Genomic DNA, 23,861 nt, shown 5'->3' with positions numbered 1-23,861 from the left:
CAAAACAGCGCGCTGACACAATCCCGACTATTTTAGTCGGCTATTTTAAACGGCTCTTTTTATGAGCGACTATTAATTATCTTTCCTTATCTTGCGTATAGCCTCCGTAGGGGCGCCTTTTGCCCTCCCTTTTGTTATCATTATGCGCCTTATAACGACAGATGCTGCTTTTCCGACGATAACAACATCCCCTTTGACGACTGTGACGCTGGAGAACTCCCCCTGCCATGGCTGATAGTGCTTTGATCGCAACCCTCACCCAACGCCTTGCCCAACGTATCCTGATTCTGGATGGCGGTATGGGCACCATGCTGCAGAATGCCCAGTTGAGCGAGGAAGATTTTCGCGGCGAACGGTTTAGCGACTGGCCCTCGGATCTCAAAGGCAATAATGATCTGCTCGCGCTAACCTGCCCCGAAGTGGTCACACGGATTCACCGTGACTACCTGGAAGCCGGTGCTGACATTATTGAGACCAACACCTTTAATAGCACTCAGCTGTCACAGTCTGATTACGGCATGGAATCGCTGGTGGTTGAACTCAACCGTGAATCAGCGCGCCTGGCTCGTGAGGTCTGCGACGCAGTGGCCGCTGAAACCGGTGTGCCCCGCTACGTGGCAGGTGTGTTAGGCCCCACCTCGCGCACAGCGTCGCTATCGCCGGATGTGAATGATCCCGCCAAGCGTAACGTTACCTTTGATGAGCTGCGCGAGAACTACTATGAGGCCGCTGAAGCGCTGATTGCAGGCGGTGCTGATCTGATCATGATCGAAACCATCTTCGATACGCTTAACGCCAAAGCCGCGATCTATGCCCTGGAAGAGCTGTTCGATGATCGCGGCGAGCGCTTGCCGGTAATGATCTCCGGCACCATTACCGATGCCTCGGGGCGTACGCTGTCAGGTCAAACCACCGAAGCCTTCTGGAACTCGGTACGCCATGCTCAGCCGCTGTCGGTAGGCTTGAACTGTGCCTTGGGTGCCGAGGAGCTGCGCCCCTATCTGGAAGAACTCTCTACCAAAGCCGATACCTTTGTCTCCGCCCACCCCAATGCGGGCCTGCCCAACGAGTTTGGTGAGTACGACCAAACGCCGGAAGAGATGTCGGAGATTGTCAGCGAGTTTGCTGCCAGCGGGTTGGTGAATATTATCGGCGGCTGCTGCGGCTCAACACCCGAGCACATTCGCGCCATTGCTGATTCGGTTCGCGATATGACGCCGCGGGTAATTCCTGAGCGCAGCCGCGCCTGCCGTCTATCAGGCCTAGAGCCGTTCAACATTGAGGCTGACTCGCTGTTCGTCAACGTCGGCGAGCGCACCAACGTTACCGGCTCGGCGCGCTTTAAGCGCTTGATTGTGGAAGAGGACTTCACCACCGCCTTGGAAGTCGCCCTGGAGCAAGTCGAAAGCGGTGCGCAAGTCATCGATATCAACATGGACGAGGGCATGCTCGAGTCCAAGGAAGCCATGGAGCGTTTCCTTAACCTGATTGCCGGCGAGCCAGATATCGCCCGTGTGCCGATTATGATCGACTCCTCCAAGTGGGAGATTATCGAAGCGGGCCTCAAGTGTGTCCAGGGCAAGGCGGTGGTGAACTCCATCTCGCTTAAAGAGGGTGAAGCCGCCTTCCGCGAACAGGCGACCAAATGCCGCCGCTTTGGTGCTGCCATTGTCGTCATGGCCTTTGATGAAGAGGGCCAGGCAGACACCTTTGCCCGCAAAACCGAAATTTGTCAGCGCGCCTACCGCCTGCTGGTGGATGACATCGGCTTCCCCGCGGAAGACATTATCTTTGACCCCAATATCTTTGCCATCGCCACCGGTATTGAGGAGCACAACAACTACGCGGTCGACTTTATCGAAGCGACCCAGTGGATTCGCGAAAACCTGCCCCACGCGATGATTTCTGGCGGGGTGTCTAACGTCTCGTTCTCGTTCCGTGGCAACAACCCGGTGCGCGAAGCAATTCACTCGGCGTTCCTCTATCACGCCATCCGTGCGGGCCTCACCATGGGCATCGTCAACGCAGGCCAGCTCGCTGTTTACGACGACCTCCCCGCCGAGCTGCGCGATGCGGTTGAAGACGTGGTGCTTAACCGGCGTAGCGATGGCACCGAGCGACTGCTGGATATCGCCGATAAGTATAAAGGCGACGGCAGCGGCGCGGCTAAGAAAGAGGATCTTGAGTGGCGCAGCTGGCCGGTTAACAAGCGTATCGAACACGCGCTGGTTAAAGGTATTACGGTGTATATTGAGGATGACACCGAACAGGCCCGCGCAGAGGCCGAACGCCCTATTGAGGTGATCGAAGGCCCGCTGATGGACGGTATGAACGTGGTCGGCGATTTGTTTGGCGACGGCAAAATGTTCCTGCCTCAGGTAGTTAAGTCTGCGCGGGTCATGAAACAGGCCGTGGCCTACTTAATCCCCTATATCGAAGCCGAAAAGAGCGAAGAGACCAAAGCCAAAGGCAAGATCGTAATGGCAACGGTGAAAGGCGATGTCCACGATATTGGTAAAAATATCGTCGGCGTGGTTTTGCAATGCAATAACTACGAGGTGATCGATCTTGGCGTTATGGTCGCCGCAGATAAAATCCTGCAGGCGGCCAAAGAGCACAACGCCGATATTATCGGACTTTCCGGGCTAATCACCCCGTCGCTGGATGAGATGGTTCACGTCGCCAAAGAGATGCAGCGTCGAGGTATGGATCTACCGTTACTGATTGGCGGTGCTACCACCTCAAAAGCGCATACCGCGGTGAAGATTGAGCCGCAGTATGAGCATCCGGTGATTTACGTTACCGATGCCTCCCGGGCCGTTGGTGTAGCGGGCCGATTGTTGACGCCTGCTTTAAAAACACCTTACGTCGCTGAAATACGTGAAGAGTACGAGAAGGTTCGCGAGCGTAACGCCAAGCGTCGTCCCAAAGCGGCGGACCTGGACTACACCCAGGCACGCAAGCGGCGCTTCCGTACCGACTGGAGCGCCCACACTCCCGCCGAGCCCAATATGCTGGGGCTAAAAACTTTCGATGACTACGACCTCGAAGAATTGATCGAGCGCATCGACTGGACGCCCTTCTTTATGAGCTGGCAGTTAGCGGGTAAGTATCCCAAGATACTCGACGACAAGGTGGTCGGTGAAGCAGCCCGCAACCTGTTTGAAGATGCCAAGGTCATGCTGCGCAAGCTGGTCAATGAGAAACGCGTCCAGGCCCGCGGTGTTATCGGCCTATGGCCCGCCAACAGCGTTGATGATGATGTCATCGAGGTGTACGCCGATGAGTCACGCAGCGAAGTCGTCGAACGTCTCTTCCATATCCGTCAACAGACCACTAAAGGCCGTGACGGTATCTGCTACAGCCTGGCCGACTTTATTGCTCCCAAAGAGAGCGGCAAAGCTGACTGGATTGGCGGCTTTGCGGTCACTACGGGCCACGGCGTTCATGAGCTATCCAAAGCTTATGAGGCGGCAGGCGACGACTACAATGCGATTATGGTGCAGGCGTTGACAGATCGCCTTGCAGAAGCCTTCGCCGAGCGCATGCATGAACGGGTGCGTAAAGAGTTTTGGGGCTATGTACCGGAAGAAACGCTGGACAACGATGCCCTGATCGCTGAGAAGTATCAGGGCATCCGCCCTGCCCCCGGCTACCCTGCCTGCCCGGATCATACCGAAAAAGCCACGCTATTCCGGCTGCTCGATGCCACCGAAAATACCGGTTTGGCATTGACCGAAAACTTCGCCATGTGGCCTGCGGCAGCGGTTTCTGGCTGGTACTTTGCCCATCCCCAGTCGAAGTACTTCTCCACCGGTAAGATTACCCGGGATCAGGTCGAGGCCATTGCCGAGCGTAAACAGATGCCCCTTGAGGAGATGGAGCGCTGGCTCTCGCCAGTGCTCTCCTACGACCTGAGCTAATTAATGCTGTTTGTCCCCGGTCGCCATGGCAAGGTCATGCGCTTAGCTTTTCCGATTATGTTGGGCATGCTCTCCCAGAGCATGCTCAACTTGATCGATGCTGCCCTGGTGGGGCATTTAGGCGAGGTAGCGCTCGCGGGTGTTGGCGTGGGCGGCTACGCCATGTTTATGCTCAGCGCTCTTGTATTTGGCCTCTCCTCCAGCGTGCAGTCACAAACCGCCCAGCGCGTGGGGGCTGCCCACGCGGATATTGCCCATCCGCTTAACTCAGGGCTGGTGATTGGGCTTGGTGTTGGCCTGCCGCTGTCACTCTTGGCTTGGTGGCAAGCACCGCTGCTGATTGGCTTGATTAGCCAGGCCGATGATGTTCAAAGCGTCGCCGTTGACTATTTTCGTTGGCGGGTGGTGTCACTAATGGCCATTGCGCTAACGCTCTGCTTTCGTGGCTACTGGAACGGACGCCAGCAAACGCATCTCTACTTGCGTATCATCGTGGCGGTTCACGTGATTAATGTGGCGGCCAGTGCGGGGTTGATCTATGGATTCGCCGGGCTACCCAAAATGGGGGCGAGCGGTGCGGGTGCTGGTACAACATTATCGCTGTTTATTGGTTTGATTGTTTGGTGTTGTGTGAGCATAAAAAGCCCATGTATCCAACTTTGTTTGACACGCATGCCCTGCTTAGCCACCCTGCGCACGACCTTGGTACTTGCCGCTCCTCACTCTTTGCAGCAGTTTTTATTTGCAGCGGGCTATGCGGTACTCATTTGGTTACTTAGCCAGCTAGGCACGGCCAGTGTCGCGGTTGGCCATGTATTGATTAATCTTTCACTGCTGCTAATTTTGCCGGGGGTGGGGATTGGCGTTGCAGCGATGAGCTTAGTGGGTGAGGCATTAGGCCGAGATGCTCAGCACGAAGCCCACCGCTGGGGCCTGGATGCGCTGCGGGTCGCATGGCTACTGCTACTTGTGCTGGCGCTGCCGATGTTAATGATACCCGAACAGGTACTTGGGATATTTTTCAGCAGTAGCGAGCTAGTAGCGCTGGGTAAACTTCCGTTGCAGATAACCGGCGTGATGATTGTATTGGATGCCGCAGCTTTAGTGCTCGCCCAGGCCTTAATGGGCGCGGGCGCTCAACGCACGGTGATGATGTTGACCCTGGGAATGCAGTGGCTACTTTTTTTACCCCTGGCCTGGTGGGTCGGGATTGGTTTAAACCAGGGCTTATTAGGTATCTGGCTTATGCAACTGCTCTACCGGTTGATAAACTCAGCTGGCTTTTTATGGGTATGGCAACGACGACGCTGGCTGGCCCCTGCTTTATAAGCAGGCTGCCTGACTCATAATAGATATTCTAAATAGCTTTTAGAGATAAAAAGATAATTATATATTCTTTTGAAGAATATGACGCCCGCGTTAAGGTGACGCTACATTAACGTCCGTCTCAACGTGACCATTTCGCTTTTTAGCAGGATCGTGCCACATGTACCGTTATGATATTCACGACCAAACCCTGGTTGACGAGCGTGTCGCTCAGTTCCGCGACCAAATGGAACGCTACCGCGCTGGGCGTTTGGGAGAAGAGGAGTTTCGCCCTTTACGGTTGCAGAACGGCCTCTATATTCAGCGCCATGCGCCTATGCTGCGTATTGCGATTCCTTACGGCATGCTGGCGGGTAGCCAGCTGCGTGCCCTAGCTGAGATCACCCGCCGCTATGACCGAGGCTATGGCCACTTTACCACCCGGCAAAATTTGCAGCTCAACTGGCCTGCCCTTGAAGACGTGCCGGATATTTTGGCAGATCTCGCCAAAGTACAGATGCACGCGATTCAAACCAGTGGTAACTGCATTCGTAACACCACCAGCGACCAGTTTGCCGGCATCGCCAACGATGAAGTGGAAGATCCACGCCCCTGGTGCGAATTAATCCGCCAGTGGTCGACTCTGCACCCGGAATTCGCCTATCTGCCGCGTAAGTTTAAAATCGCGGTCAGCGGTGCGGCCCAAGACCGTGCGGCGATTCAAGTACACGATATTGGCCTGCGCCTATGGCACAACGCCGACGGCGAGCTGCGTGTTAAAGTGCTAGCCGGTGGCGGCCTTGGCCGTACGCCGATGATTGCAGACGTGGTACGTGAAGATCTGCCCTGGCAGCATCTGCTCACCTACCTGGAAGCCTGTGTACGGGTATACAACCAGTTTGGTCGCCGGGATAACAAGTTCAAGGCGCGGATTAAAATCCTGGTAAAAGCTCTGGGTATTGAGGAGTACCGTCGTCGGGTGGAGGAAGAGTGGGCGCATTTGAAAGACGGCCCGCAAACGCTTAACCAAGCAGCCGTCGACGCAGCCAAAGTTCACTTCCCTGAGCCTGATCGTCGCCCGGTTGCAGAGAATGCTAACGAAGATTTTGACCGATTGCGCGCTGAAAACCGCAGCTTCGCACGCTTTGTCACCAACAACGTGACCGACCACAAAGTGCCCGGCTATAAGGCCGTAACGCTGTCACTGAAACGCCGCGAGCATGCGCCTGGGGATGTCACCGCTGACCAAATGGAAGCCGTCGCTGATTTAGCCGATCGCTACAGCTTTGGTGAAGTGCGTGTTACCCACGAGCAGAACTTAGTGCTCTCTGATGTGCCGATCGATGAACTGGAAGCACTGTGGAATGAGCTGGAAGCGTTGGGCATGGCGAACCCGACCGTAGGCACGCTCAACGACATTATCTGCTGCCCTGGGGGCGACTACTGCAGCTTGGCTAATGCGGTCTCTATTCCCATTGCCCAGGCGCTGCAGGAACGTTTTGAAGACCTCGACTTCTTGTATGACCTTGGCCCGCTGGATCTGAATATTTCCGGCTGCATGAATGCTTGTGGCCACCACCACGTTGGTCATATCGGCATCTTGGGCGTGGATAAAAAAGGCGAAGAGTTCTATCAGATATCGATTGGCGGCAACTCCACCGACGATGCCTCGCTTGGTAAGATTTTAGGCCCGTCCTTTTTCCGCTCAGACGTGCCGGATGTAGTTGAAAAAGTATTGGAAGTCTATGTGTCACAGCGCCATGAGGACGAACGCTTCTTGGATACCTACCGCCGTATTGGCTTAAAACCCTTTAAGGAGCGTGTCTATGCCTAATAACCCTGTGCCTAATAAACCTGATGAGACGCAAGCTGAAGCGGTTGAACAGACACCGGTTCATGTCGATCACTTAATTTTCAATGGCGAGCTTGCGGCGGAAAACGCTTGGTGTGTTTCCTACGATGCAGATGCCCTTCCCGAGCAGCGCCCGGCGTTTGTACCGCTGGCATTGTGGCAGGCCAATCAGGACGACGCTGAGTTGGCACCGCTACTCACCAGCGATACCGAGCTTAATCTTGAGTTAGGCCAACAGCTGAGTAGTGCTAGCGCAATCGCGGTTGATTTCCCTGCGTTTACGGATGGCCGGGGTTACACCATCGCCCGCCTGCTACGCGAGCGATACGGCTATAGTGGCGAAGTGCGCGCGGTAGGTGATGTTCTGGTGGATCAGTTGGAGTATATGCGCCGCTGTGGTTTTACTGCCATGGCGCTGCGCGATGACCAGCATCCCGAGGATGCCCTGCGCGCGCTAAGTTTTATCAGCGTTCGCTACCAACCCGATGTAGAAGAGCGACAGGCGCTGTTTGAGCACCGTTTAGCCGACAATAAGTAGACGCAGGGCGTGAATATTATAAACTCAAAAGGGCAGCTTCGGTTGCCCTTTTTATTTGTGACTGGCTCTATTATTAAACCGTCACCCCCGCCGCTTCTGCTGGCGCTCGCGATTATTGGCTTTGGCGCGATCGCTTTTACGTAGCATTACCCAGGTCGCGCCCAACCCACCTTCCGAAGGCTGTGCGGAGACGTACGCCTGCACTTCCTCAAACTGGCATAGCCACTTGGCCAGGTATGAACGCAGTACGTTGGCGGGGCTATCAATCTCTCGCCCGCGGCCATGCACGATCATAACGGAGCGTAAATCGTGGGCGTAGGCTTCTTGAATAAAGGGAAAGAGCATACGGCGGCACTCTGTTAATGGACGCCGAAGCAAGTGGAGCTGCGACTGAACGCTATAGCCCCCGTGCTTTAATTTATCGACTACGCCCTGCTGAATGCCTTCGCGGCGATACTCCATCGGATCAAAGGGGGGCAGCAGATCGACAAAGTCGTCGGACAGAAAATTGCGTGCGCCCATTTCTTCCTCTGCCCACTCCCGCCGAGCCAACTGGGATTCTGAGGGGCTTTTGCGATTAGCGCCTGGGTCAGCACGATTTCTCGGTGGCAGCGGTTTCACATCACCTACGAGAGCACGAAAATCCAGATCATCACGAAGCGGCTGATTCATTGCAGGCTCCTACGGCAGGTTCTAATGAGCACCTATTCACATGCAGACTTTACCAACATAGCCTAGCAAACCTGGGTAGTTTGCTTAAGCAGATTCAAACAGTCGATAACATAGAACTTGTCATCCTCTGTCTGTGGCGACAAGCTAAGCATCTGTTTTTTTATCGCCCCATTCACATTCTCATCCTACATTGCGAGGCGCCCTGGTGTGATTAAAATGGTTTGGCTAAAACGCCTTTTGATTTTAAGCGGTGTGGGTCTGCTTAGCCTAGTCGGGTGGCTCTGGTTAACCATGCTGAGTCCGTGGTTTTATGACCGACCTGACGATCTTCCTACTATCGAACAGCGCACTCATCAGGTCTTTGTATATGGCACACTACGCTATGCCCCCGTTCGCTTAGTGGTCATGGGAAGTTTCGGCGCCCCTAAAGATGCGGTGCTAGAGGGGTACCAACGCAACGGTCTCGACCTTTCACCCCAGCCGGGGAGCAACGTTAAGGGCCTACTGTTACGAGTGGATGCCGACGAGCTGTCTCGTCTTGATCGCTACGAACGACTGGGGGTTCGTTATGAGCGCAGGACAATAACCCTCGATGATGGTACCCGCGCCTGGGTCTACCTGCGTTTAACTGAGGAGCAAAATGCGTTTGTACCTCACGCGGACTTCCCGTTCGCTCTGATACCATAGACACCATGCTTTTGCTTTGCCCTAATGCAAAGCCCTATTGCCAGGACAGCTTTTATGAACCCATTCAGGAATAGTGATGAGTGAAATGACACCGTACGTTTTGGTTCTGTACTACTCGCGCTCTGGCGCGACCGCCACCATGGCGCAGCAAATTGCGGCTGGTGTAGAAAGCGTGCCGGGCATTCAAGCGCGTTTACGCACAGTGGCGCCGGTTTCAACGACCTGTGAAGCTATTGAGCCAGAAATTCCTGCAGAGGGCGCGGTGTACGTTGAGCTAGACGACCTGCGCAACTGCAGCGCGTTAGCACTGGGTAGCCCCACCCGGTTTGGCAATATGGCCGCTCCGCTTAAGTATTTTATCGACTCCACCAGCAGTCTGTGGATGAACGGTGCCTTGATCGACAAACCCGCCAGTGCCTTCACTTCGACCTCCAGCCTGCACGGTGGGCAAGAGAGCACCCTGCTCACTATGCTGGTGCCGCTACTGCATCATGGCATGGTCTACGCAGGGGTTCCTTATAGTGAAACCACCTTGCTGGAAACGCGTACTGGTGGCACGCCATATGGTGCAAGCCACTTAGCAGGAACGCGTAGTGACCGCTCTGTCGATGAGGATGAACGCGCGCTGTGTGTTGCCCAGGGCAAACGACTGGCACGACTTGCTCTAGCGCTGCACGCCATGCGTCAGGAGGCATTATGAGGCAATGGCTGGAGAAGGTAGAGGAACAACATGGGCTTGATAAGCTTACCCTTAGAAGTCGACAGGTGGTGCTAGCCAGCTTTGCTCTTCTGCTGGTACTGGTTATTTACCGTGGCTTTTTACTCCAAGACGACGATTTTAACTGGCGGCCGGTGGTTGCGTTTGTGCTGCCACTGGTACTGTTTTTACCCTCCATCATTGGTAAACGTGCTCGAGGCCACGCCTGGCTCGCCTTTGTTAGCCTGCTCTACTTCACGCAAGGTGTGATGCTGGTCACTCTGCCTGGGCAGGGCTTGCGTGGAGTGGTAGAGGCCGTTGTCGCACTGGTGCTATTTACCGGCTGTATGAGCTATGCGCGCTTTCGCAGTCGACAGCTGAATCAATAAACACCGCTTTAAAACCAGAGCCATAGTACGGCGCCCGCTGCGATCAATAGCGCACCCAGCGCACGTAAGCGCAGCGTGGCAGCCTGCAGTCGCTCCTTACGCGCATCGACAGGCTGCTGGTGAAGGCGTTTGGTACCTACCAACATTGCTACTACCAGCGGTTCACCCAGCAGCCGGTGCATAATCAATCCTACCAGGTGCAGCCCAATTAAAATGATGAGCAAATCACTGTTGAGCTGATGCAGTGTCCTCAATTGGTTACCTACTGCTTCGCCAAATACGCCATAGAGCGGTGCCTGAAAAAAGACATCGTCACTTAAAAACAGCCCGCTCACGGCTTGAAAACTAAGCGAGAGAAGCATTAACAACACCATCCAGCCGCCGAGCGGATTATGGCTGGCATAAACGCTGGTTTGGCGCTTAAAAAGTGACTTGGCGTAGGCGACTGTTTCAGCGGGTGGATATAAAAACGTTTTAAATCTCGCATACACGCTGCCCAAGGCGCCCCACAGCCATCGGAAAACGAGTAGACCGATTACCAGGTAGCCCGCCTGGGCATGCACTTCAATTGGAAATAGGAAAGGCGCTCCGCTAGTCTTGGTGGTATAAAATGAAATCAACACCGCCGCCACTAACCCCCAGTGAAACAGGCGAATCCAACCATCCCATACCTCAATCGCTAGCTTGTCGCGCATAACATGTCCTCTCTCAGCAGTGATGAGCCCCAGTGGTGAGATAGCTTCGCATTAATTGAGCCTTTCTCATAGAATGCGAGACAGTTAGCCGCAATCGTCAGTCGGAACGGTTAGTTGCAACACCGCCGAAAATATAAGCAGTGAGTCAACGCGTTAAACATCCATTGATGTCGGTCACTTGAGCTTTAAAGACAGACCGGCGAACATGGATGAAACTCCAGGGAGAAGTATTCGATGACACGTAACATAGCCGATATCAGGCGTGATTATGAAGGCGGCAGGCTTGATGAGTCTCAGACACCCGAGGATCCATTCGTGCTATTCGAGGAGTGGTTTAGCCTTGCCCTGGAAAAAGAGGGCAAAGATGGCAACGCCATGACACTAGCCACCGTAGATAGCCAAGGCCGCCCTCACGCTCGGGTGGTGCTGTTAAAGGGATTTGATGAGCGCGGCATGGTTTTTTACACCAATTACCATAGCCATAAGGGGAGCGAGCTGAGCAATGTGCCCTTCGCGGCCATGACCTTCTGGTGGCCTTCGCTTTCACGACAGGTACGCATAGAAGGTCCCGTTGAGCAGGTTTCAGCCGATGAGTCTGATGAGTACTTTGCCAGCCGACCACGGGGTAGCCAATTGGGCGCATGGATTGCGACTCAAAGTGTGGTGATTCCCGACCGCAACTGGATCGAGGAGCGCCAAAAGCGCTTTGAGCAAGCCTACAATGGCCAGGATATTCCCCGCCCGATCCACTGGGGGGGGTACCGTGTCACCCCGGAAATGATCGAGTTTTGGCAGGGGCAGCCTAGCCGCCTACACGACCGCCTACGCTTTGAGCGTCGCGACGGCGGTGAATGGGGCCGTTTCCGCATGGCGCCATAACGAAAGAAATATGCTTACTGCTTAGGCCTGCGGTTAAATATGCAGGCCTTATAGTTATTATTAAGCTTTTGAGGCCTAATCCGGTAGGCTCTCAAGGCGGTGCCGCTGCCATTCACTTTCGGGCTCGTTGAGACGCAGCACGGCATCAATCACTTGCTCCTCCATGTTGTAGCGGCATTTAAAGCCTAAGTGTTTCATTAGCGCCCGCATTGGATGGTTATCGACCATAATTTTGCCGATCATTTCCAGAGTGCCTATGTTAGTGCAGTAATCAATCATCTTCTTCATTAGCAGGCTGCCAATACCCAACCCCTGCAGATCGTCGCGAATAATCACCGAAAACTCCGTACGAATATTGTCTGGGTCGTTCCATACCCGGACAACGCCAAGCATCTCTTTACTGCCATCATCGCCTAAATATTCAGCGATAAACGCCATCTGACGGTCGTAATTGATATGCGACAGGATCGACAGGTCACGCTGGGTTAAGTTGGACTTATTGTGGAAATAGCGGAAACGAATACTCTCTTCCGAGAGCTGGCGGTGGAAGGTGGTAATTAGGTGGGCATCTTCGGCACGAATAGGCCTTACCTCGACCTGCCAGCCATTTTTCAGCGTTACCCATTCACGCAATTCTTCAGGGTACGGCATGATCGCAAAGCGCGATGGCGAACCAAGATCCAGGGCGAAATCGACGGCGACCATACCGTCACGATTCAGCAGCAGAGGATTCACTTCCAAACCCCGTAGATCGCTTAGATCGGAGGCCATTTGCGATAGTTTGACCAGCATTTGGCATAAATGCTGAATGTCACGCTCTGGGTCGGCGGAGTGTTCACGAATTAATGAGGCGGCGTGGGTTCTCCCTACCACATCGGCAGCCAGGCTCATATTGAGCGGCGGCAGCGCCACCTGGCGGTCAGCCAGTACGTTGACCTTATAGCCACCGATACCAAAGACGATAAGTGGGCCGAATACCGGATCACGGGTAATGCCCGCGCAAACCTGCATCGAGTGCTTGCCACGCTGCATGGGCTGCAAGCAGTACTCGCGGATCGCATACTCGGGAAATTTCTCAGCGACTTTTTCACCTAGCTGGCGAACGCCTTCCGCTACCTGTTCTGGCGTGTCCAGATCCTGTAGTAAGCCTGCTGAAATTTTATGCGGGTGCTTACGGTAGCGGTAGGGGCGACAGTTGCCTTCATGAACCACTTTCAGCGCCTTGGTGCCAGGTATCTCCGCAGCGCGAGCAAGCGCCTCATCGGGGCTGGTCAAATACACGCTGGGTGCTGTGGGAATACCATAAGCCTCGAGCACTTGGGCAGTTTCAGAGTGGGTCAAGGTTTGCCTGCCCTGCTCTTTTGCCTGCTTAATCAGTGTACGGCACTGGGCGCGTATTTCTGGACTGGTGGAAAATGGCAGGCTAGGTGGGATCTCCTGAAGCAGCGCTTGAACGCGCTGATAAATCACCATATGCATAAACGCCTTAACGGCCTTTTCGGGTGAAATATAGGTCGGAATCCCGGCTAAATTGCAGATATGGCGCGCATTAAGCGCCTCTTTTAGGCCCATCCAACTGGTGAGCAGGTTGCGGCGAAATTTCTTACGGTTATCGATCAGCGCTTGGGCAGTCACCAGCGATGGCGCCATTCGGGTGGGAGCGTGTACCACCAGAACGGCATCCACATTAGCGTCAGCAGCGACAATCTCCAGTGCTTGAACAAACCGCTCGGGCGAGGCGTTGCCGCCCAGATCCACCGGATTCTCACCCGGCTTGCTCATATCGACCTCGCTACGGTGCAGCGCTGCCTGGGTTTCGTCGCTAAATTCAGCCAATTTGCCGCCCGCGCTAATCAGCTTATCGATGGCCAGCATGGCGGGCCCTAAACCGTTAGACACAATGGCCAGACGATCGCCCTTCAGGGGTTTCATGCGCGACAGGGTTTCCAGCGCATCGAGCAGTTCATCAGAGTCATCTACCCGCACCACCCCTGCCCGGGCAAAAGCGGCATCAAACACCACGTCACGGTTAGCAATCCCAGGTGTGGGTGCCATGCCGGATATATCCGATTCTGGGGTGCGGCCGCTTTTAATCGCCAGTACCAGGCGATTACGTGATGCATCACGCACGGCGGTCATAAAGTGCTGGGCGTCGCTGATTCGCTCAAGGTGCAGCATAATGGCCTGAGCGGGCGAGAATTGATTAACGTAATCGATCAGGTCTGGCAATAGCACATCGACACTGTCGCCAACGGTTATCAAGTGCGAAAAGCCCACATCACGCCCGGCGGCCCAATCAATCATCGCATTGGCCAGCATGCCGGACTGGCCCAGGTAAGCGACGCGGCCCGCTTTCACCGGCTGACTGGCGTAAGAGGCGTTAAGCTTTTTGCCCGGTACAATTAGCCCCATGCACTCGGGGCCAAGTACACGAATACCCGAGACGCGTGCTGCACTCAACATTCGTTCGCGAATGGAACCCTGATTGCCTTTATCTCGATCCAGGTAAGCGCCGCCCGAGAGCACCAGGGCCGCTTTGACACCGTATTGCCCAAGCTTTTTAATCAGGCTTGGCACGCCTTCAATCGGCGAGCAGACCACGGCCAAGTCGGGCACTTCGGGTAGCTCGCTTACGCGGCTGACGCACGGCACACCGAAAACCTGGGAGTAGCCTTTAAGATTGACTGCCCAGAGCGGCCCTTTAAAGCCACCCTCCTGAATATTTCTCAGCACTAAACCGCCCAACGACGCGGGTTTTTCAGAGGCGCCAAACACCGCTAGTGTGCGAGGTTCGAAAAAATGGTGTAAAAAGCGCGTACTCAAAATGCGTCTCCCCTGACATGAATCGCGGCTGTACGACTTATTGACACTGTCGCCCAGGCCCTGAAGGCGATTAAGGTGGCCTCAATGATAATGGAGCGTTGGAATGATTACCGCCTACCTTACCCACCCATACTGCTCATTGCACCACATGGGGCCGGAGCATCCTGAAAGCCCTCAGCGTCTGGAGGCTATTCGCGCTCGCCTATCGCTTGTTGGGTTATTACAGCAAACCATGCAGGCCGATGCCAAGGCAGCCTGCGAGGAGTCTCTTGCCAGAGTACACCCCTTGCGTCATTTGCGCTCCCTAGAGAAGTGCTTGCCCACCGAAGGCATCGTTACGCTAGATAGCGATACCATGATGAACCCTGACAGCTTACAAGCCGCACGGGTTGCAGCGGGAGCGGTTATTCGTGGGGTAGATCAGGTATTTAAGCGTCAGGCGGATAACGTCTTTTGTGCGGTTAGGCCACCAGGCCACCATGCGGAAGCCAGCGAAGCAATGGGATTCTGTTTTTACAATAATATCGCCGTGGGGGCGGCCCATGCGCGAGCCAAATACGGCGCAAAGCGTATCGCCATACTGGATTTTGATGTTCACCAGTGCAATGGCACCATCGATATCTTTAAAAATGATCCTGAGATACTGATCTGCACCAGCTTCCAGTACCCGTTTTACCCCTGGCGCTATCTACGCAGCGAGTGGCAAAACGTTGTGAATACCCCGCTGGAAGTGGGCACCAATGGCCCAGAGTTCCGGCGTATCATCGAAAACCACTGGTTACCTGCCCTGCACGCCTTTAAACCTGACTTGGTGATGCTCTCCGCTGGCTTCGACGCTCACCGTGATGACCCCATGGGTGATATCTGTTTAGAGGATGAAGACTTCTACTGGATTACCCATCTAGCCATGGAGATCGCCACCCTGTATGCCGACAACCGCATTGTATCGGTGCTTGAAGGCGGCTATAACCCGAAGTCGCTGGCAAGTGGCGTTGAGGCACATCTAAAAGCGCTTTTGGGGCTGCCGTTTACTGAAGTGCCCTAAGTAAGCGTCAGCGCTCTTGCCTCTGTCGGCCGTTCTTAGCCGCTTCTTTGCTGTGATATCATGTTCGTTTACGCGCGCCTATAGACACGCACCGTTAGACAACGCAGCCAATGTGACGACCTATGACCGCTACGACTGAAGAGCATGCCGCGCTGCGTATTGCATCGGGAAGCAAACCCTTTGTTGAGCCATTGCGTTTAGGCGAGCGGCTCAAACAAATTCGTCTCGCTAATCAGTGGACGTTGGAAGAGGTTAGCCAGCGCACCGGGCTTGCCCGCTCTACGCTTTCTAAAATTGAGAACGATCAAGTCTCCCCCACCTTTAGCGTGGTGCAAAAACTCACCACCGGGCTCAACATCGACTTGCCTCAATTGCTCACGCCCCCCAAGCGGGAACGTTATACCATGGGGCGGCGCGATCTAACCCGTAAAGGCAAAGGGCAACTGCACCCCACGCCCACGTACGAGCACGAATTGTTGGGCCATCAACTCGCCCAAAAACGTATGATTCCCTTCAAAACCATCGTACGTGCACGCAGCTTTGACGAGTATCACCAGTGGGTACGCCATGATGGCGAAGAGTTTTTGATGGTGCTGCATGGCGATATTATGCTCTACACTGAATTTTACGCCCCGTTAGTGCTAGCCGAGGGCGACAGCATCTATTTTGATAGTGATATGGGCCACGCCCTGGTATCCACCAGTCCAGACGATGCCGTTGTTTTGTCGGTCTGTACGCGCGGTGATGTGGCCTAAAGCTGTTCGAAAACCAGCGAGCCATTCACACGGGTTATAGGCAGTTGGTAGGCTTTGGCAAACCGGCTAGGCGGGCAATTCGCTTTGCCGGGCTGCCGGGGAAGAGCTGCATCAGGTAAATAGAACGCCCTTTCTCTTCGCCCAATGCGTTTTTGGTTGCTTTCACAAGCGGCCGCATAGCCGGTGCCATTTCGTAACGCTGATAAAATGCTCGTACGACTTTGATAACTTCCCAGTGCTCAGCGGTAAGCATTAAGCCCTCTTCTTCCGCCATTAAACGAGCAACGGATTCGTCCCACTGCGACTGATTAACAAGATATCCTTCTGGGTCGAGCGGATACATATTTTGCGAATCAAGATAACGGTATATTTTTGTCTCTGACATGCCTAGTACCAAGTAACTGTCTTTTCATACTGCTCGGTGAGCGCCACAAAACCATCCATCTCTAGCGTGGGCAGCTCATTATCCGTGGCAATGCTGGCAAGCCCACGGCTTATAAGGTCTTCCGATAGAAGGAATATGCGCGACTGACACTGCTGCCATGCCTGCCAGGAGGGATCAAGGGCAGCGGTTACCGCTTCTTCGATCAGTAGCACGGCATCCTGCCCCCCTATCGCTTGCTGCATTTGAGTAGCGACAATACTATCAGGCGCTTTGGTGAGGATGTGTAAGATCATAATTCTCTCACTAGGCCCTAAAAGTTAAGTATCTGGGTGTGCTGCTGTAACAGCCCAGGTATTTCCTGATCCGCTATCAGGGTGATGCCCTCTACCAGTGAATCGGCGGATAGGTGCATCCCTTGCAGCGCCTCTTCGGCTACCCAAAGCTTGTCAATATCGTACATTTCCAACATGTCGATGGTAGGCAGCGTGGCTTTTTGCCCCGGCGCACCACTGCCCTGTTCTTTCAGCAGTGCCATTATACCCTGCCCCATAAACAGCAAATGCACGGGCTGGCCAAAGGCAGCCGCTACCAATGCGGCATCCAACCCTTCACGTAACCAATTTGAGCTGTGGGTCGCGTGGCGAATTATCACTAATAGTGCATCAGGTGTCGCCATTGGCTCTCCTCTAAGCAAAGGTAATCAGGCGATCAGCGCGTTGCTGTAGCTCAAGCAGTTGCCCTAGCCCTGTCAACTCGAAAGGAGGTGCTACATTAAAGGCCTGCTTGCCATGTCGCTGTGCTTCCGATTCGCTCATCAAACCTCGTCGCAACGCAGCGGCAATACAGACATCTAATTGAATCGCATGCTGCTGATGCAGTTCACTCCAGGCTTCTCTGAGGTTGAGTTCATCCTGGGGAGGAGCCATCAGCGATGATGCATTATGAACGCCGTCGTGATAGAAAAAAACACCGGCAATCTGATGCCCTTGCGCTAGAACGGCATGGGCAAAACGCAATGCAGAGTGCGGTGCTGGGCTGCTATAAGGCGCCCCCATCACCAATAAGCCGTACTGCATGATCATAATACCTGGTAACGGTTACCCTAAAAAAAGACAGGCCCTATCAAATAGGGCCTGTCATAGCGTCTATTGCTTACTTAGATCAATCGCTGCTCATAATACCCAAAATCGACAACAGGCTAACAAACAGGTTGTAGATGGATACGTAGAGCGTCACCGTAGCGAGAATGTAGTTCGTTTCGCCAGCGCGGTGAATGATCTCACTGGTTTGATACAGAATGGCTGCTGAAGCAAACAGCACAAAGCCAGCTGACACCATCAGTGAAAGTGCCGGTATGTTAAAAAAGAACCCAGCCACCATGGCCAGAATCAAAACAATGGCGCCCGCCATCAAGAAGTTGCTCAAAAAGCTAAAGTCTTTCTTGGTAGTTAGCGCTACCGCGGAAAGACCAACAAACGTCAGACCGGTCATGGCCAACGCGTTCATAATCAACGCACCGCCATTAGGCAGAGTCAGGTAGGCAGAAAGAATCGGCCCAAGCGTGAACCCCATAAAGCCGGTAAAGGCGAACGTTGCCAATAAGCCGGCTGCAGAATTTGCGGTTTTATGTACCAGGAACATTAAGCCGTAGGCACCAATGAAGAACACGAAGATGTTCATCTGTTGGATGCCGAGGGCTACAGCAGCACCCGCGGTGACTGCTGAGAACAGCAGCGTCATTGCCAGTAGTGCGTAGGTGTTACGCAATACCTTGTTAGTGCTAACACTATTGGCAACGCCACTCGACTGAGGACGTGCCGTACGTAAATCGTTGTAAGCCATGTGTTCATGCTCCCTAATGGTATTTCCAACAACTGACAAGCATGCCGTTACCGAGTTCCAGACGCAAGCCTTTGTCTATTTCACAAAGACCTCCTCGTAAATGGTTATTCAACGTTGAGTCAGCTCAGCGAGCATTGTCTATGCTTGTTGAACATTCCTTTGGACACCGCAACGATGAAAAAAATTCTACTCCCTGCCAGCGTATTAACACTTTTTACGTTGGCACTGCCAGCCATGGCTTACTCCCCTGCAGGAGAAGATATTTCCTATAGCGTGAATGAAGAGGATTTTCAGGGCTATTTTGTCTCTGCGCGTAACAGCGCCAAGGGCAGCGTATTGATCATTCATGACTGGGATGGGCTGGATGATTACGAACGCCAGCGTGCCGATATGTTGGCCGATGAAGGCTATGATGTATTTGCTGTGGACCTTTATGGTGAAGGCAAGCGCCCCCAAGCAGTCGACGATAAGCGAGCGGCTACTAATCGACTCTACCAAGATAGAGAAAGGATGCGCACCCTGATCTTGGGCGGTTTAGCCCAGGCAAAAGCACAAGGCGCTGCGGAGCAAACGGTAATCATGGGTTACTGTTTCGGCGGTGCAGTGGCGCTAGAGATGGCCCGTTCCGGTGAAGCTAACGACATAGCAGCTTACTCCAGTTTTCATGGTGGTCTAACAACGCCCGATGGCCAGGATTACTCACGTGAAACCGCACCTATCTTTATTGCCCACGGCGGCGCTGATAGTTCAGTGAGTTTAGAAGACGTCGCCACCCTGGCTGACGAGTTAGAAACCGCTGGCGTGACCTACGAAGTAGGTATCTATTCCGGTGCGCCCCATGCTTTCAGCGTGTTTGGCAGCGACGCGTATCACGAGCGTGCCGACCAGCGCTCTTGGCAAGCCTTTAACGTTTGGTTGGATGAAATGCTTTAAGCCGCCCCCTTTGGCGACGCCCAGCGCCGCCAAAGGGTTGCTAGCAGTGCTAGGTTATATCTTCACCGGTTTCAAAAACCGGATCGAGAATAACCACTGCTTAGCTTTGCACGTCTTCTTCGTCTTCTTTTTCATCTTTATGTGGCGTAACGGAAGTCACAGCCGTTTGACGCGCATCTTGAGGAGAATTATAGAGACGAGCATCAATTACATGCAGTACCGCCAGTTGAGCAAACAAAACAGCAAAACAAACGATCAAACCTTTTAACATGGCGGCATATCCAGATATGGGGGCTAACATCAGCATATTAGCCGATTGCTAGCCAAACACAATCTATTTTGTGCGCCTGAAAATACCCTGTTTGAAAGCGTTGAATAGCGCGTAAAGCTGCAATTCAGAACACGCCGCGGCTAATCCTTAACGGATACTTTGCGCAGATCATCAATCGCTACCCCCTCGGGTAAATCTGATTCCTCCGCGGGCAGCCATACAGGAGAGAGATCGCTATCTTCCCGGCCATCTTCATACTGATGTCCGGGAATGCGGTAAACAACCTGACTGTGGTGGTGATCCCATGCGAATACACGATCCATATGCCTATCCTAAAAAATAAATTTCAGTTATGACATTCAGATTCAGCACGATGTTCCCTCGCATTACATCGACATAGGCAACGCCTATAAGGTTAAATGTCGGGTGGATTATTTGCTGACAAGGAGTTATCAATGAAAGCACTCATCGCCCTTTGCCTGGGTACCTTTATACTTGCAGGCTGCAGTGCAGGCCCCACTTCATCAAGAACCGCAGACTGTCGCCAACTGGCAGAGGAAGCTGGCGACACCATGGTCTACGGTGACTGCATACGTGGCACCCAAGTGAATAAGGCAGGGTTTTAATACCGCATTGTTTTCACGTTGATTTTGCTGGATTAATGGCAGGTGATGGCTTGAAAGAACCTCATGGCGGTAAAGACCCACAAGAGGCCCTGCGTGCCAGGCTAACGAAAAGCTTACAAGAACGCAGGGCCTCGGCCCATCGCCGTAGAATTGGCGCTCGTGCGACTCGTCAACAGTTTTTAGAGGCGACTCGCAACGTTGGGGTTATTGTGGTCGCGACCTGCTTCACTGCTGGCTGGGTAGTCACTAACCCCAGCCTGAATACCGATAACGTTTGGCTCGGTGTGGGTCTAGGTATAATCTTGATCTTTGTAGGGTCTTTCGGCTATGGTTACGTAGAGCGTGATAAAACCTCAGATGAGGATGATAAGCCATGAATGAACTTATCCTTGCCGGTATGTTGATGAGCCTAGTGGTCGTGTCAGGCGGCATGGTATGGAGCCAGCACCGAGAACATCACGGAAAAAAATCGCTAACTGATAGTGCATTTTCCTGGATTGCCAAACGCTTTGCTTAATAAATCCAGTTAGCAAATATGAAAGGGTCGCGAATAGCGGCCCTTTTGTTTATTAAGAGTACGCTAGCAGGCGCGTATTGTTTCTCTTCAACAGCTCATTTTAAAGGTGGTGATAGGGCTAGCGACAGCGAAGGTACCGAGTCACTGTTTAATACGATCATCAATCAATTCCCATGCCGAAAAACTGGGCTGACACACCATCACCGTAAGAGACCACCATGCCTGTTATTCAGCGACTGCTCCGCGTTCTTAAAGCCTCTACGCTACAAATTTCGTGGACATTTCTGCTTCTTATTGTGCTCGCCCATATGGGCACCACCTGGGTGTTTTTCTCACTGGTCGGCGAAGCGGTGGCCGACTCCGCTACCGACTGGGTTTACTTTTATGTCGTTGTTTCTAGTACCGTAGGTTTTGGTGATTTCAGCCCGACAACCGTGCTCGGGAAGTGGATCGCTACGATCTATCTCATTCCAGGCGGCATCTCGCTGTTCGCTGCCTTGATCGGTAAAGCCACCGTCACACTTTCAAATTTTTGGAGATTGCAGATGCAAGGTAAAGGCGATTTTAGCCACTTATCCGGTCACACCCTTGTCATTGGCTGGCACGGTGAAACTACCGAGCGCATTTTGGACATTCTTAAAGCCGATAAGGGCCTGCCGGATGAAGTCGTGCTCTGCGTTACCAAAGAGATGAGCAACCCACGCCCGGCGGATTTAAAATTTATTAAAGGGGAAAGCTTCTCTAATGCCGAGCTTCTCAAGCGAGCGGGTGTCGAAAGCGCCAGCCGCATCATCATATACGACACCAGCGATGACCGAGTGGCCACCGTAGCGCTAAGCGCGTACAGCCTTAAAGCAAAAAACGCTCATATCGTTGCCCACTGCGCCAATCCCGACACCGCAGCGATGTTACGACGCACCTTGCCCGGCATCGAATGCACCCAAGCCTTAGCGCTGGAAATGCTGGTACGCTCAGCCTCTGATGCGGGAATTTCGCGAGTCGTTAACGAACTGCTTGCGGTCGACCGCGGCGCTACCCAGTACCAAACCAGGTTAAACCAACCGCCTGCCAGCGCCACCTTTAGCGACCTATTTATGCAAGCAAAAAAGGTTTATAACGCCACCGTACTGGGGCTCGCTAATAGCAGTGATGACGGCGAAGGTAATATGCTCAATCCCGCCAACGACCGCCCACTTGAAGATGGTGACATACTCTACTACATGGCTGATAGACGTCTTTCCCAGCAGCAACTGAGCGAGCTCCTCAGCAAGGAAAGTTAACAACGTGGTTTTTTGTTCTTATGATAGTTCTGATCCACCGCTTACCTACTCATCCGGTGCTAACTCCTCACGTTTGGGCGGGCGCCCCACCTGCACTTCGCTAAGATCTTCCTGGGACAGGCCGCGGTATAACGCGAACATCATTGCAAACACCAAAATGAACATCGGTAGGCCAACAACGGTAATCACCTCCTGCAAAGCAGTAAGCCCGGCCTCGCCAGCAAGCACAATCAGCATCGCTGCCAGCATACCCTCCGAAACACCCCAAAAAACACGCTGATGCCATGGGCCGGGATCCGCACTGCCGGTACACAGCATATCGACAACCAGGGACGCAGAGTCTGATGACGTGGCAAAGAAGATCGCAACGATCACAACGGCCAAGCCCTGGATTAACGTAGCGGCCGGGAAGCTCTCGAAGAATGCGAACATAGCGAGAGGAATACTTTCACCTACGGCGGCAGACAAGATACCGGCCTGCTCTCCCAGTGCTTCTCGAGCATCGGGCCCAATCCCGTCGATCTCCATTGCCGACCAACCAAAGATTGCAAACCAGACCAGTGTGAAGATAGAGGGGGCAAAAAGCACACCAAGGACGAACTCGCGGATAGTGCGCCCGCGTGAAATTCGCGCCACAAAGATCCCGATGAAAGGCGACCACGTCACTGTCCAGGCCCAATAGAATACCGTCCAGCTACCCTGCCATCCCCAGGCACCGCCATCCCTGGAATAGCTTGCCAGCGTATCATTCCAGAAAGCCATGGGCAGCAGGTTCGTTATGTAGAGGCCAAAGGTTTCGACCACCGCGCGCAAAAGGAAAACGGTCGACCCGGTAAAGAGCACAAACAGCAACAGGCCGACGGCCATGGCGATATTGATATTAGAAAGCCGTTTCACGCCTGAATCCAGCCCCGCCACGATCGATCCCACGGCGACAGCCGTCAGTATGGCGATGATGAACACCTTGGTGATGACGGCATCTGGAATACCAAACAACTCCGTTAGCCCCGCATTGATCTGTTGGGTCCCCAGGCCGATAGAGACTGCCACGCCAAACAAGGTGCCAAGTATCGCGAAGACATCCAGAGATTTGCCGAGAGGGCCATAAATACGCTTGCCTAACAGCGGATAGAATACTGAGCTAAAACGCATCGGCAGGTTATAACGGTAAATAAAGTAAGCAAAAGCCAGTCCGGGCATAGCGAAAATCGCCCAGGTATGTAGCCCCAGATGGTAGATCGAAAAACTCATGGCATCGTCGGCGGCTTCCACAGAGAAAGGCACAACATCCGGCCTGGGTGGATTAGAAAAGTGAGAGATGGGTTCGGCCACGCCCCAGAACATCAGCACCGTTCCGATGCCGCCTGCGAACAGCATGGTGAACCAGGAGATATTATCGTAGGCAGGTTTTGCATCATTGCCCCCCAAGCGGATCGCTCCGTAACGGCTAAGCGCCACCCACAGCAGAAACGCTACCCAACTCGTCACCCCTAAAATAAAAAACCAGCCAAGATTGGTAACAATCCATTCCCGCCCTGCACCAAAGGCTGCCCCGATGGGGCCCGGCGCAATCAGCAGCACCACAAGAAAAAGGATCATGATCCCTGCGGATGTAAAAAAAATGATGGGATCCGTTTTGAGGCCCAGTTTTCTCGCTAGTGCATCCATTATTATTCCTCCCGTATCTTTCCAACAACATAGGAGTCATTGACCGATAACGCCAAGGGGCCAGCAAACCTTGATGTTT

Annotated in this window: 26 protein-coding genes; 15 read left to right on the top strand and 11 right to left on the bottom strand. The window is 53.5% G+C overall.

Annotated elements, in window-relative coordinates; genetic code table 11:
* Window positions 1-227 precede the first annotated feature (227 nt).
* From metH to HZU72_RS13420, 4 genes are all read left to right on the top strand, one after another.
* Window positions 228-3,923, top strand: a complete 3,696-nt coding sequence (metH, locus tag HZU72_RS13435; protein ID WP_180092941.1) for a methionine synthase — start codon at window positions 228-230, stop codon at window positions 3,921-3,923.
* Window positions 3,924-3,926: 3 nt separating this feature from the next.
* Complete coding sequence (locus HZU72_RS13430) at window positions 3,927-5,252, top strand: MATE family efflux transporter (protein WP_180092939.1); 1,326 nt, start codon at window positions 3,927-3,929, stop codon at window positions 5,250-5,252.
* 157 nt (window positions 5,253-5,409) lie between these two features.
* Window positions 5,410-7,062 (top strand): nitrite/sulfite reductase, encoded by a 1,653-nt coding sequence (locus tag HZU72_RS13425; protein ID WP_180092937.1) that lies wholly within the window; start codon window positions 5,410-5,412, stop codon window positions 7,060-7,062.
* Window positions 7,055-7,618: a DUF934 domain-containing protein gene (locus HZU72_RS13420; protein WP_180092935.1), complete on the top strand. Its 564-nt coding sequence runs from the start codon at window positions 7,055-7,057 to the stop codon at window positions 7,616-7,618. The genes HZU72_RS13425 and HZU72_RS13420 overlap by 8 nt, the downstream gene beginning before the upstream one ends.
* Window positions 7,619-7,699: 81 nt before the next feature.
* Here HZU72_RS13420 and smrA read toward each other — a convergent pair whose 3' ends face one another.
* On the bottom strand, window positions 7,700-8,290 hold the full coding sequence (gene smrA / locus HZU72_RS13415) for a DNA endonuclease SmrA (protein WP_027959436.1): 591 nt from the start codon (window positions 8,288-8,290) through the stop codon (window positions 7,700-7,702).
* A 216-nt stretch (window positions 8,291-8,506) separates the two neighbouring features.
* On the opposite strand from smrA, the gene HZU72_RS13410 reads away from it, so the two are divergent.
* The 3 genes from HZU72_RS13410 to HZU72_RS13400 all read left to right on the top strand — a co-directional run bounded on the left by HZU72_RS13410 (window position 8,507) and on the right by HZU72_RS13400 (window position 10,063).
* Window positions 8,507-8,977, top strand: a complete 471-nt coding sequence (locus HZU72_RS13410; protein ID WP_180093149.1) for a gamma-glutamylcyclotransferase family protein — start codon at window positions 8,507-8,509, stop codon at window positions 8,975-8,977.
* A 76-nt stretch (window positions 8,978-9,053) separates the two neighbouring features.
* Window positions 9,054-9,677 (top strand): NAD(P)H:quinone oxidoreductase, encoded by a 624-nt coding sequence (gene wrbA, locus HZU72_RS13405; protein WP_180092933.1) that lies wholly within the window; start codon window positions 9,054-9,056, stop codon window positions 9,675-9,677.
* Entirely contained in the window at window positions 9,674-10,063 is a 390-nt protein-coding gene (locus HZU72_RS13400) for a DUF2069 domain-containing protein (RefSeq protein WP_180092931.1), read from the top strand. The genes wrbA and HZU72_RS13400 overlap by 4 nt, the downstream gene beginning before the upstream one ends.
* 8 nt (window positions 10,064-10,071) lie before the next feature.
* Here HZU72_RS13400 and HZU72_RS13395 read toward each other — a convergent pair whose 3' ends face one another.
* On the bottom strand, window positions 10,072-10,758 hold the full coding sequence (locus HZU72_RS13395) for a cytochrome b/b6 domain-containing protein (protein WP_180092929.1): 687 nt from the start codon (window positions 10,756-10,758) through the stop codon (window positions 10,072-10,074).
* A gap of 234 nt (window positions 10,759-10,992) precedes the next feature.
* Between HZU72_RS13395 and pdxH the strand changes: the two genes are divergently transcribed.
* On the top strand, window positions 10,993-11,637 hold the full coding sequence (gene pdxH / locus HZU72_RS13390; RefSeq protein WP_180092926.1) for a pyridoxamine 5'-phosphate oxidase: 645 nt from the start codon (window positions 10,993-10,995) through the stop codon (window positions 11,635-11,637).
* Between the two features lie 75 nt (window positions 11,638-11,712).
* Here pdxH and HZU72_RS13385 read toward each other — a convergent pair whose 3' ends face one another.
* A complete protein-coding gene (locus HZU72_RS13385; RefSeq protein ID WP_180092923.1) occupies window positions 11,713-14,460 on the bottom strand; it encodes a bifunctional acetate--CoA ligase family protein/GNAT family N-acetyltransferase in 2,748 nt (915 codons plus the stop codon).
* A gap of 103 nt (window positions 14,461-14,563) precedes the next feature.
* Here HZU72_RS13385 and HZU72_RS13380 point away from each other — a divergent pair, with 103 nt between their 5' ends.
* Together HZU72_RS13380 and HZU72_RS13375 are read left to right on the top strand one after the other, a co-directional pair.
* Window positions 14,564-15,505, top strand: a complete 942-nt coding sequence (locus HZU72_RS13380) for a histone deacetylase family protein (RefSeq protein ID WP_180092920.1) — start codon at window positions 14,564-14,566, stop codon at window positions 15,503-15,505.
* 122 nt (window positions 15,506-15,627) lie between these two features.
* Window positions 15,628-16,260: a helix-turn-helix domain-containing protein gene (locus tag HZU72_RS13375; protein ID WP_009287864.1), complete on the top strand. Its 633-nt coding sequence runs from the start codon at window positions 15,628-15,630 to the stop codon at window positions 16,258-16,260.
* Window positions 16,261-16,294: 34 nt separating this feature from the next.
* On the opposite strand, the gene HZU72_RS13370 is transcribed toward HZU72_RS13375, so the two are convergent.
* From HZU72_RS13370 to HZU72_RS13350, 5 genes are all read right to left on the bottom strand, one after another.
* Window positions 16,295-16,645 (bottom strand): TusE/DsrC/DsvC family sulfur relay protein, encoded by a 351-nt coding sequence (locus HZU72_RS13370; protein WP_180092917.1) that lies wholly within the window; start codon window positions 16,643-16,645, stop codon window positions 16,295-16,297.
* A gap of 2 nt (window positions 16,646-16,647) precedes the next feature.
* Window positions 16,648-16,938: a sulfurtransferase complex subunit TusB gene (gene tusB, locus HZU72_RS13365; protein ID WP_041159476.1), complete on the bottom strand. Its 291-nt coding sequence runs from the start codon at window positions 16,936-16,938 to the stop codon at window positions 16,648-16,650.
* Window positions 16,939-16,955: 17 nt separating this feature from the next.
* Window positions 16,956-17,321, bottom strand: coding sequence for a sulfurtransferase complex subunit TusC (gene tusC, locus HZU72_RS13360; protein WP_180092914.1), 366 nt, complete (start codon window positions 17,319-17,321; stop codon window positions 16,956-16,958).
* A 10-nt stretch (window positions 17,322-17,331) separates the two neighbouring features.
* Complete coding sequence (gene tusD, locus HZU72_RS13355) at window positions 17,332-17,721, bottom strand: sulfurtransferase complex subunit TusD (RefSeq protein ID WP_180092911.1); 390 nt, start codon at window positions 17,719-17,721, stop codon at window positions 17,332-17,334.
* Between the two features lie 85 nt (window positions 17,722-17,806).
* Window positions 17,807-18,487: a Bax inhibitor-1/YccA family protein gene (locus HZU72_RS13350; protein WP_027959444.1), complete on the bottom strand. Its 681-nt coding sequence runs from the start codon at window positions 18,485-18,487 to the stop codon at window positions 17,807-17,809.
* 174 nt (window positions 18,488-18,661) lie between these two features.
* Between HZU72_RS13350 and HZU72_RS13345 the strand changes: the two genes are divergently transcribed.
* A complete protein-coding gene (locus HZU72_RS13345; protein WP_180092908.1) occupies window positions 18,662-19,420 on the top strand; it encodes a dienelactone hydrolase family protein in 759 nt (252 codons plus the stop codon).
* A 100-nt stretch (window positions 19,421-19,520) separates the two neighbouring features.
* Here the strand turns inward: HZU72_RS13345 and HZU72_RS13340 are convergent, their stop codons facing one another.
* Both HZU72_RS13340 and HZU72_RS13335 read right to left on the bottom strand, forming a co-directional pair.
* Window positions 19,521-19,727 carry a hypothetical protein gene (locus HZU72_RS13340; protein ID WP_180092812.1) on the bottom strand — a complete coding sequence of 69 codons (207 nt, stop codon included), beginning with the start codon at window positions 19,725-19,727 and terminating at the stop codon, window positions 19,521-19,523.
* A gap of 104 nt (window positions 19,728-19,831) precedes the next feature.
* Complete coding sequence (locus HZU72_RS13335) at window positions 19,832-20,014, bottom strand: hypothetical protein (RefSeq protein WP_180092905.1); 183 nt, start codon at window positions 20,012-20,014, stop codon at window positions 19,832-19,834.
* Window positions 20,015-20,146: 132 nt separating this feature from the next.
* Between HZU72_RS13335 and HZU72_RS13330 the strand changes: the two genes are divergently transcribed.
* From HZU72_RS13330 to HZU72_RS13315, 4 genes are all read left to right on the top strand, one after another.
* Complete coding sequence (locus HZU72_RS13330; RefSeq protein ID WP_180092902.1) at window positions 20,147-20,317, top strand: hypothetical protein; 171 nt, start codon at window positions 20,147-20,149, stop codon at window positions 20,315-20,317.
* Between the two features lie 50 nt (window positions 20,318-20,367).
* Window positions 20,368-20,694: a hypothetical protein gene (locus tag HZU72_RS13325; protein ID WP_141224391.1), complete on the top strand. Its 327-nt coding sequence runs from the start codon at window positions 20,368-20,370 to the stop codon at window positions 20,692-20,694.
* Entirely contained in the window at window positions 20,691-20,834 is a 144-nt protein-coding gene (locus tag HZU72_RS13320; RefSeq protein WP_180092809.1) for a hypothetical protein, read from the top strand. The genes HZU72_RS13325 and HZU72_RS13320 overlap by 4 nt, the downstream gene beginning before the upstream one ends.
* A 218-nt stretch (window positions 20,835-21,052) precedes the next feature.
* Entirely contained in the window at window positions 21,053-22,114 is a 1,062-nt protein-coding gene (locus HZU72_RS13315) for an ion channel (protein WP_180092900.1), read from the top strand.
* Window positions 22,115-22,159: 45 nt separating this feature from the next.
* Here the strand turns inward: HZU72_RS13315 and HZU72_RS13310 are convergent, their stop codons facing one another.
* Window positions 22,160-23,782: a BCCT family transporter gene (locus HZU72_RS13310; RefSeq protein ID WP_180092897.1), complete on the bottom strand. Its 1,623-nt coding sequence runs from the start codon at window positions 23,780-23,782 to the stop codon at window positions 22,160-22,162.
* Between the last annotated feature and the right edge of the window lie 79 nt (window positions 23,783-23,861).

The organism is Vreelandella sedimenti, from assembly GCF_013416325.1.
Taxonomy (GTDB): Bacteria; Pseudomonadota; Gammaproteobacteria; order Pseudomonadales; family Halomonadaceae; genus Vreelandella; species Vreelandella sedimenti.
This window is presented reverse-complemented; position numbering and strand designations above follow the sequence as displayed.